The organism is Citrobacter sp. VF227, assembly GCF_052950715.1.
Genome location: NZ_JBRFVF010000025.1, coordinates 1 through 6181, shown reverse-complemented (window position 1 = coordinate 6181; position 6181 = coordinate 1). Strand labels below are relative to the sequence as shown.

Here is a 6181-nt window from a genome sequence, read left to right as displayed (position 1 = left end):
AGGCCATGTGGGACAGTGCCGTGGCAATCATGCTTATTGTCGCGCTGTCCCTGCTGGCGAAAATGTATCTGCCCACCTCGCTGCCGGCATTTTCGTACGCCACGATTATTGGCATTATTGTCTGTTTACCGGACACTCCGGTCAGAGAGTTTGTTTTAGGTGCCACGGCAAAAATTTCCTTTTTGTCCTGCTGTGTCCCGCTGCTGGCTTTTGCCGGCCTCTCCGTGGGCGGTCAACTGGATGAACTGAAAAAAATGTCCTGGAAAGTTATCGTTCTCTTTCTGGTGGTCTCCACCTCCTGCTTTTTTGGGGCGTCACTCGTCGCCCAGCTGGGGTTCTCATTACAGGGAGTTATCTGATGATGGATTATATCTGTCGTGACCTTATGTCACTAAAAGCGTTCAGTGTCTCAGTTCGCCATGATTTACACCGTATTCCTGAAGCTTCCGGGCAGGAGTTTAAAACCGCTGCATACTGTCAGTCAGTCCTGCGCGATGCAGGACTGAGCATCCGTACATGGCCCTGCTGCACCGGGTTTATTGCCGACCTGCATGTAAACGACAACTATCCACTGGTGGCGTTCAGGGCTGATATGGATGCACTGGAAATGCCTGATCTGACGGAATGCGACTATACCTCGGAACATCCGGGCCTGGCGCATAACTGCGGTCATGATTCTCATATGGCAATTCTGCTGACCACTGCCCGTTATCTTGCCGCCAGTCCGGAACGTCTAAAAGCCAATGTCCGTTTTATTTTTCAGATGGCCGAAGAGGACATGACCGTGCCGGGAGCAGAATTACTGGTCACACTCGGCTGTATGGAAGGCGTGGACGCCGTTTATGCGCTGCACAATGACGCATCAATGGAAACCGGCACGGTTCGTTTTAACAATGGGGTTATGTCGTCATGGGGCTCGGCCTGGACCCTGAATGTGAACGGTATTTCGGCACACGGTTCAACCCCGGAGAAAGGGCTGGATGCCATCCGGGAAGTGTCACGAATCATTGGTGACATGGATTATATTATTGCCAAGAAAACGAGTCCCTTCAGCCCGGCTGTCTTTGGTTGCGGAATGATGTCAGGCGGGACCGTCCCCAATGCCGTCCCGGACAGCGCAACCGCCAGAGGGACTATCCGGGCGATGGAAGAACAGACGGATACGATTCTGAAGGAAAGTTTTACATCACTGGTGGCGCAAAGCGAACTGCGCGGGTTCAGGACCTCAATGACGTATGCCGGCTATCCTGCCGTTATCAACCACCCGCAGGCGTACGATGCGTTATGTACCGCGGCCGCCTTTCTCCCCGCTGACGGAGTGGATACGGCCGGAAAACCCATGACCGGCAGCGAAGACTTCAGCTACCTGATTAATGCGACAAAAGACCGGAAAGGCGCCATGTTTTTCCTCGGCAGCGGTTGCCAGAAAAAAGGGATCCACAATTACCTGCACTCAAATCCCTATTATCTGGATGATGACTGCCTGATGGTAGGCAGCCAGATTTTTATTAACCTGGTGACCTGAGGTCCTGTACCTTTTATTGCCAGGGCAGCTCTGTCGCCGCGACACTTCCCTGGCTGTTACCAAAGCAACAAATCAGCGATTCACTGATATGTGGTGCAAATGAGCTGATAAACTCGCAGGCCACATCGCTGAGCCAGTGGCTGCGGCTGACCAGAACCGAGGTCTGGCCACCAGGCAACAGATGATCAAGACTGATAAACACCAGCGCCTCATCCTCATCCTTTGCACAGGAGGCGACAATCCCAACCCCCAGTCCCTTGCGGACATAATGTTTGATGATGTCGGCATCTGTCGCCGACATCACGATATTCGGCTCAATATCCTGCTGAGTGAAGGCGCTGTAGATATCAGAACGCTCATGACAGGTAAAAACATAGGTGATCAGCGGATATGCCGCTATCTCTGCCAGGGAGGTGATTTCCAGGGAAGCGAGGGGGTGGTCTCCAGGTACCACGAGACTCCGTCCCCAGTGATAACAGGGCAATGCCCGGATATCACTGAAAAGATGAAAGGACTCGGTGGCAATCGCAAAATCCACCTGACCTGACGACACCATGCCGGCCATGGTTTCAGGCGCGGCCTGGTGAAAATTAACGGATACCTGCGGGTATTTTTGAAGAATATGTTCCACCGTGTGGGTAAGTCGGTATTTTATCTGCGTGTGGGTGGTGGCGATATTCAGTGTAATACGGTCGCTGGTGCTTTTTTTCTCGGACAGCAGGTTGTCAGCCTGTTCAACAATCGACCGTGCGAGAGGGAGGATTTGGTGCCCCCTGTCGGTGAGCTGATAACAGTGACGCCCCTTTCGCCGGAAGAGTGGAGCCCCAATCACCTGCTCAAAATTTTTAATACTTTTGGTGACTGCAGGCTGGGAAATCCCCAGTTTCTCCGCAGTCAGGGTAAAATTTAAATCGTGTCTGACCAGCGCCAGAAATGTCCTGAGTAAATTGATATTCATGAGAGCCTGATTCAGGTAGTTATCCCCCCGGATCATATCCGAACATAACCATACAGGAAGTAAGTGTTTGTAATGTATTCTGGCCTGAACGTAAATGCGGATACGGGAAAAGGTATACAGATGGCAGGTATATATCCTGCCGGCTAAACACTGTGTAAGCAAATACCGTTACGACAGACTGCACAGCACAAGCGCAGATAGCTACCGCGCAGTAAGGTTACGGGGAACTCATCTTCACAGGAATTTTCAGACAGTTAGCATGACTGGCATTCCTACAACTCCCATGGAGATCGGGCAATGCCAACCATTCGATGGACTCTTGACCAGAAAAAGCGCCACGTCGCCGCATGGCGGGCCAGTGGACTCACTCGCGAACAATATTGCGACCTTTACGATATCCCTTTCAAATAACTACGACAGTGGCCGCAAGATGTGGCAAAAGCTGAGCAACGCGCTAACCATCCCCGTCAGCGTTTCTGATACTCCTGCGCCCGTCGACTCCCTTTCTCAGCATGCCGCTGCTGCTGTAAATGAACCTGTAACGCTCTTTCTCCCTGGAGGAATACGCATGTGTTGCCATCCTTCACAACTGACCGATGTCTTCAGGGCACTCCGCTATACTGAAACCCGATAATGTCTTCCTCGCCCATGCGCCGCGGGATCGACACGCTGATGCAGTATGTACAGGACGCGCTGAAATCGTCATGGCACGACAGTGCGGCCTTCATCTTTGCCAATAAAGCTCGGACCCGCATCAAAGTGCTGCGCTGGGACAAACACGGGGTATGGTTATGCACCCAACGTCTGCATCAGGGGCACTTTCACTGGCCGCGTGAAAATGATGCCACAGCGTGGCGCTGACGCCACTGGCCGAACGGTTCTACCGCGAGTTGCTGACCCGCAGCGTGGTTCATGCTGATGAGACGATGATGCGTATCCTGTACACCCGAAAAGGTGGCACATCGAGGCAGGGATACCTCTGGAGCTACGTCAGCGGCGCATATACCGGCAATCCGATCGCCGTCTTCGAATGCCATGCAGGCCGTGGAGCTAAATACCCGCTGGCGTTCCTGTCAGAATGGACCGGCGGATATCAGGTCTCGGATGACTATGACGCCTACAAGGTGGTGGCGAAAGAAAACGACCGGATAATCAACGCCGGATGCTGGAGCCATGCCCGCAGACGGTTCGCTGAGTTATATAAGGCCAGCGGAGACCCACGTGCAGAGTTCGTTCTGAAAGTGCTCGCGCGGATGTTCAAGTCTGGAGGAGCGTATTCGCGCGCGCTCACCGGAAAATAAGGTGCGGTGGCGGCGACGATATATCAAACCGCTGCTGGATAAACTGCATGGCTGGCTGACAGAGCAACGGGGTGCCAGCCAACCCGGATCTGCGCTGTACAAAGCGATAAGTTATCCGCTGAAACCCAAAACATGGGCATCGCTGGTCCGATTCCTGGAGGATGGTAGGGTTCCGATGGAGAATAACCGTGCCGAACGGGCTATACGGCCGGTGGCGATGAGCCGCAGCAACTGGCTCTTCGCAGGATCCCTGGCAGCCGGAGAAAGGGCTGCGCAAATCATGGGTCTGCTGGAAACGGCAAAAATGAACGGTCTGGAGCTGCATGCGTGGTTAACGGATGTGCTGAAGCGCCTGCCATCGTGGCCGGAGGATCGGCTGGATGAGTTACTGCCGTTCCCGGCCTTCAGGTTCAGCGAATAACGGCTGGTTCTGCCGAAAACCTATTGTCGGGTGTTGCGCACCTGACACAGGGATCGCGGCGAAGCCATGCTCCGCAGGGCCTAAGGCGAAGTCTGTATCTGCATCCCCTCTCTGCTATTACCGCAGTCAGTACTTCGGCACCTGCGGCAAATACCCGACTCAGTAATTCGACGCCTGACACAATACCTGCTCTGAAACCGGAGACGATCGTCTCTCCGAAATTAACCAAGATCGCGCTGTCAATATGAGTTCCCCGCAAGATTACACTGCGCAACCAGAATCACTCAATATCAGCTGTAAAATGAAGTGCCGGCACGGATCACTCGATCTGAATAGTGCCATCAGCGAAAATATTCGTTTTTTCCCCAGGTACTGTCAGAAGTGCTACTGTTGCATTAATTAGGCAGTAGACGATAGCCTGAACAATGAACTGTTTCGATTATGTCGCGCCTCAGGTTGCTGATGTGCACTTCCAGTGTATTACTGCTGACTTCCCGCTCCGAGGTACACTGGTTATCTTCAAGACTGCGACGGGTCAGGATACGGGGGTAGCGTCGCAAAAGCAGTGCAGGAATAGTCGATTATCTGGCAGTGAGTCTGATGTTTTCTCCCCTCACGCTCACAGACCGACTACAGATATCAAAGGATACCGCAGCGGCTTGCAGCACTACAGAAAATGCACCCGTGCCCCGGCGGAGAATAGCATAAAGTCGGGCAATAACTTCGTCAGATGCAGCAGGGGCGGCAAACCAGTCATCTGCGCCGGCATTCAGGATATCTACCCGAACGTCGACGTCAACCGGGTCGTTTATCACCAGAATCGGCATTTCCATCCTTTTTTTCGCCAGAGCTTCAGTGCGCACAGTACATCCTCCCCGGCATAGCGGTGCATAATAATCACCGCGCTGTAGGCTATCATATTCAGGGAACATTCGGCGTCCCGATACAGAAGAACATGTCCGATCCAGCCCATTTCGTTAATAAGTCCCGATGTCTTCTCTGATTCATTATCCTCTCAGCAATTCCTGTGCCTGTCAGACGGTTCTGAGACTATATGTACTCAGCTGTGGTCCATAAATTTGTGTTATTTTTCCCACCAAAAATAAACGCGACTGTCTCCCAGACGCCACCCGGTAATATATCTGTAAGGTACAGTTGCACCCCGAATGCGCATTTACTTCGTCGCAAAATTACAGTCAGCGATATCAGTCAGATGGTGAGATATGAGTCGATAACCGGATTTTACAACGAGTTCAGAAAAGAAAGTAGCAGTACACATGCAGAAATTATCTGCTCACTCAACGCCCTTCTCATACCCGATTATTGTACAAACAAACCCAGGCAATATGCACCATGATCATAATAAATCCCAGTGCAGGATATCGTTCTCAACCTATTTTTGATAGTGTATAACAGGCTGGTGAGTCTGCCTACCTGTTACATATTCAAAGTGATCTGATGAGTAAAAGCTTACAGCATAGTGATTACGCGTTTTAATAAACGTATCCTCTGTTCGATTGAGGCGATATTCAGCCATTCATCGACGCCATGAAAACCCGCGCCGACTGGTCCCAAACCATCCAGCGTCGGGATCCCCAGTGACGCAGTGAGATTGGCATCGCTACCGCCGCCAACGGCCTGCCATGTCACGGCGATCCCTTCTTCCTGTCCGGCCCGCTCAACCAGCGCCATCAGTTTTTGTGTTTCCCCGTTCGTCGCCATCGCAGGCTTATGGCTGACCCGGGTGAGCGTGGTGGTGACACCCTCAAGAAAACCCTGCTGGCAGAGCGACAGTAAAGCCTGATGGACACGGTCATACTCTTCATTGTCCCAGAAACGTACGTCCAGTTCTGCGCGGAGTTTCGCTGCCACCACATTCGCCGCACTGCCACCCTGCACCACCCCCACATTTAGCGTGGTGCCACGCGTCATGTCGGTCAATGCATTAATCGCCAGTACGCTATTAGCAAAAGCGG

Annotated in this window: 8 protein-coding genes and 2 pseudogenes; 6 read left to right on the top strand and 4 right to left on the bottom strand. The window is 52.5% G+C overall.

Features of this window, described 5'->3' with window-relative positions; translation table 11 throughout:
- Together ACU8YC_RS24480 and ACU8YC_RS24475 are read left to right on the top strand one after the other, a co-directional pair.
- Positions 1-359 (top strand): hypothetical protein (locus ACU8YC_RS24480; RefSeq protein ID WP_446895903.1); only part of this gene is annotated, 359 nt, incomplete at its 5' end.
- On the top strand, positions 359-1525 hold the full coding sequence (locus ACU8YC_RS24475) for a M20 metallopeptidase family protein (protein WP_446895902.1): 1167 nt from the start codon (positions 359-361) through the stop codon (positions 1523-1525). The genes ACU8YC_RS24480 and ACU8YC_RS24475, both read left to right, overlap by 1 nt.
- 13 nt (positions 1526-1538) lie before the next feature.
- Here ACU8YC_RS24475 and ACU8YC_RS24470 read toward each other — a convergent pair whose 3' ends face one another.
- Positions 1539-2483, bottom strand: a complete 945-nt coding sequence (locus ACU8YC_RS24470) for a LysR substrate-binding domain-containing protein (protein WP_446895901.1) — start codon at positions 2481-2483, stop codon at positions 1539-1541.
- A 297-nt stretch (positions 2484-2780) separates the two neighbouring features.
- Here ACU8YC_RS24470 and tnpA point away from each other — a divergent pair.
- The 4 genes and pseudogenes from tnpA (at position 2781) to ACU8YC_RS24450 (ending at position 4205) form a co-directional block, all read left to right on the top strand.
- Positions 2781-3117: pseudogene (gene tnpA, locus ACU8YC_RS24465) on the top strand (IS66 family insertion sequence element accessory protein TnpA).
- A pseudogene (tnpB, locus tag ACU8YC_RS24460) lies at positions 3101-3332 on the top strand (IS66 family insertion sequence element accessory protein TnpB); the annotation flags it as partial. The pseudogenes tnpA and tnpB, both read left to right, overlap by 17 nt.
- Before the next feature lie 2 nt (positions 3333-3334).
- The gene (locus ACU8YC_RS24455; protein WP_446895900.1) at positions 3335-3784 is read left to right on the top strand and encodes an IS66 family transposase; all 450 of its coding nucleotides are present in this window, start codon (positions 3335-3337) and stop codon (positions 3782-3784) included.
- Between the two features lies 1 nt (position 3785).
- A complete protein-coding gene (locus ACU8YC_RS24450) occupies positions 3786-4205 on the top strand; it encodes an IS66 family transposase (RefSeq protein ID WP_446895899.1) in 420 nt (139 codons plus the stop codon).
- Between the two features lie 395 nt (positions 4206-4600).
- Here ACU8YC_RS24450 and ACU8YC_RS24445 read toward each other — a convergent pair whose 3' ends face one another.
- From ACU8YC_RS24445 to ACU8YC_RS24435, 3 genes are all read right to left on the bottom strand, one after another.
- Complete coding sequence (locus tag ACU8YC_RS24445) at positions 4601-4765, bottom strand: winged helix-turn-helix domain-containing protein (protein WP_446895898.1); 165 nt, start codon at positions 4763-4765, stop codon at positions 4601-4603.
- A gap of 21 nt (positions 4766-4786) precedes the next feature.
- The gene (locus tag ACU8YC_RS24440) at positions 4787-5068 is read right to left on the bottom strand and encodes a hypothetical protein (protein WP_446895897.1); all 282 of its coding nucleotides are present in this window, start codon (positions 5066-5068) and stop codon (positions 4787-4789) included.
- Positions 5069-5675: 607 nt separating this feature from the next.
- On the bottom strand, positions 5676-6181 hold a 506-nt coding region (locus ACU8YC_RS24435; protein WP_446895896.1), incomplete at its 5' end, for a M20/M25/M40 family metallo-hydrolase.

What these genes read in the sequence shown, in the direction of transcription:
- ACU8YC_RS24475 (WP_446895902.1), top strand. Translation starts at nt 359, where the DNA reads ATGATGGATTATATCTGTCGTGACCTTATGTCACTAAAAGCGTTCAGT.
- ACU8YC_RS24470 (WP_446895901.1), bottom strand. Translation starts at nt 2,483, where the DNA reads ATGAATATCAATTTACTCAGGACATTTCTGGCGCTGGTCAGACACGAT.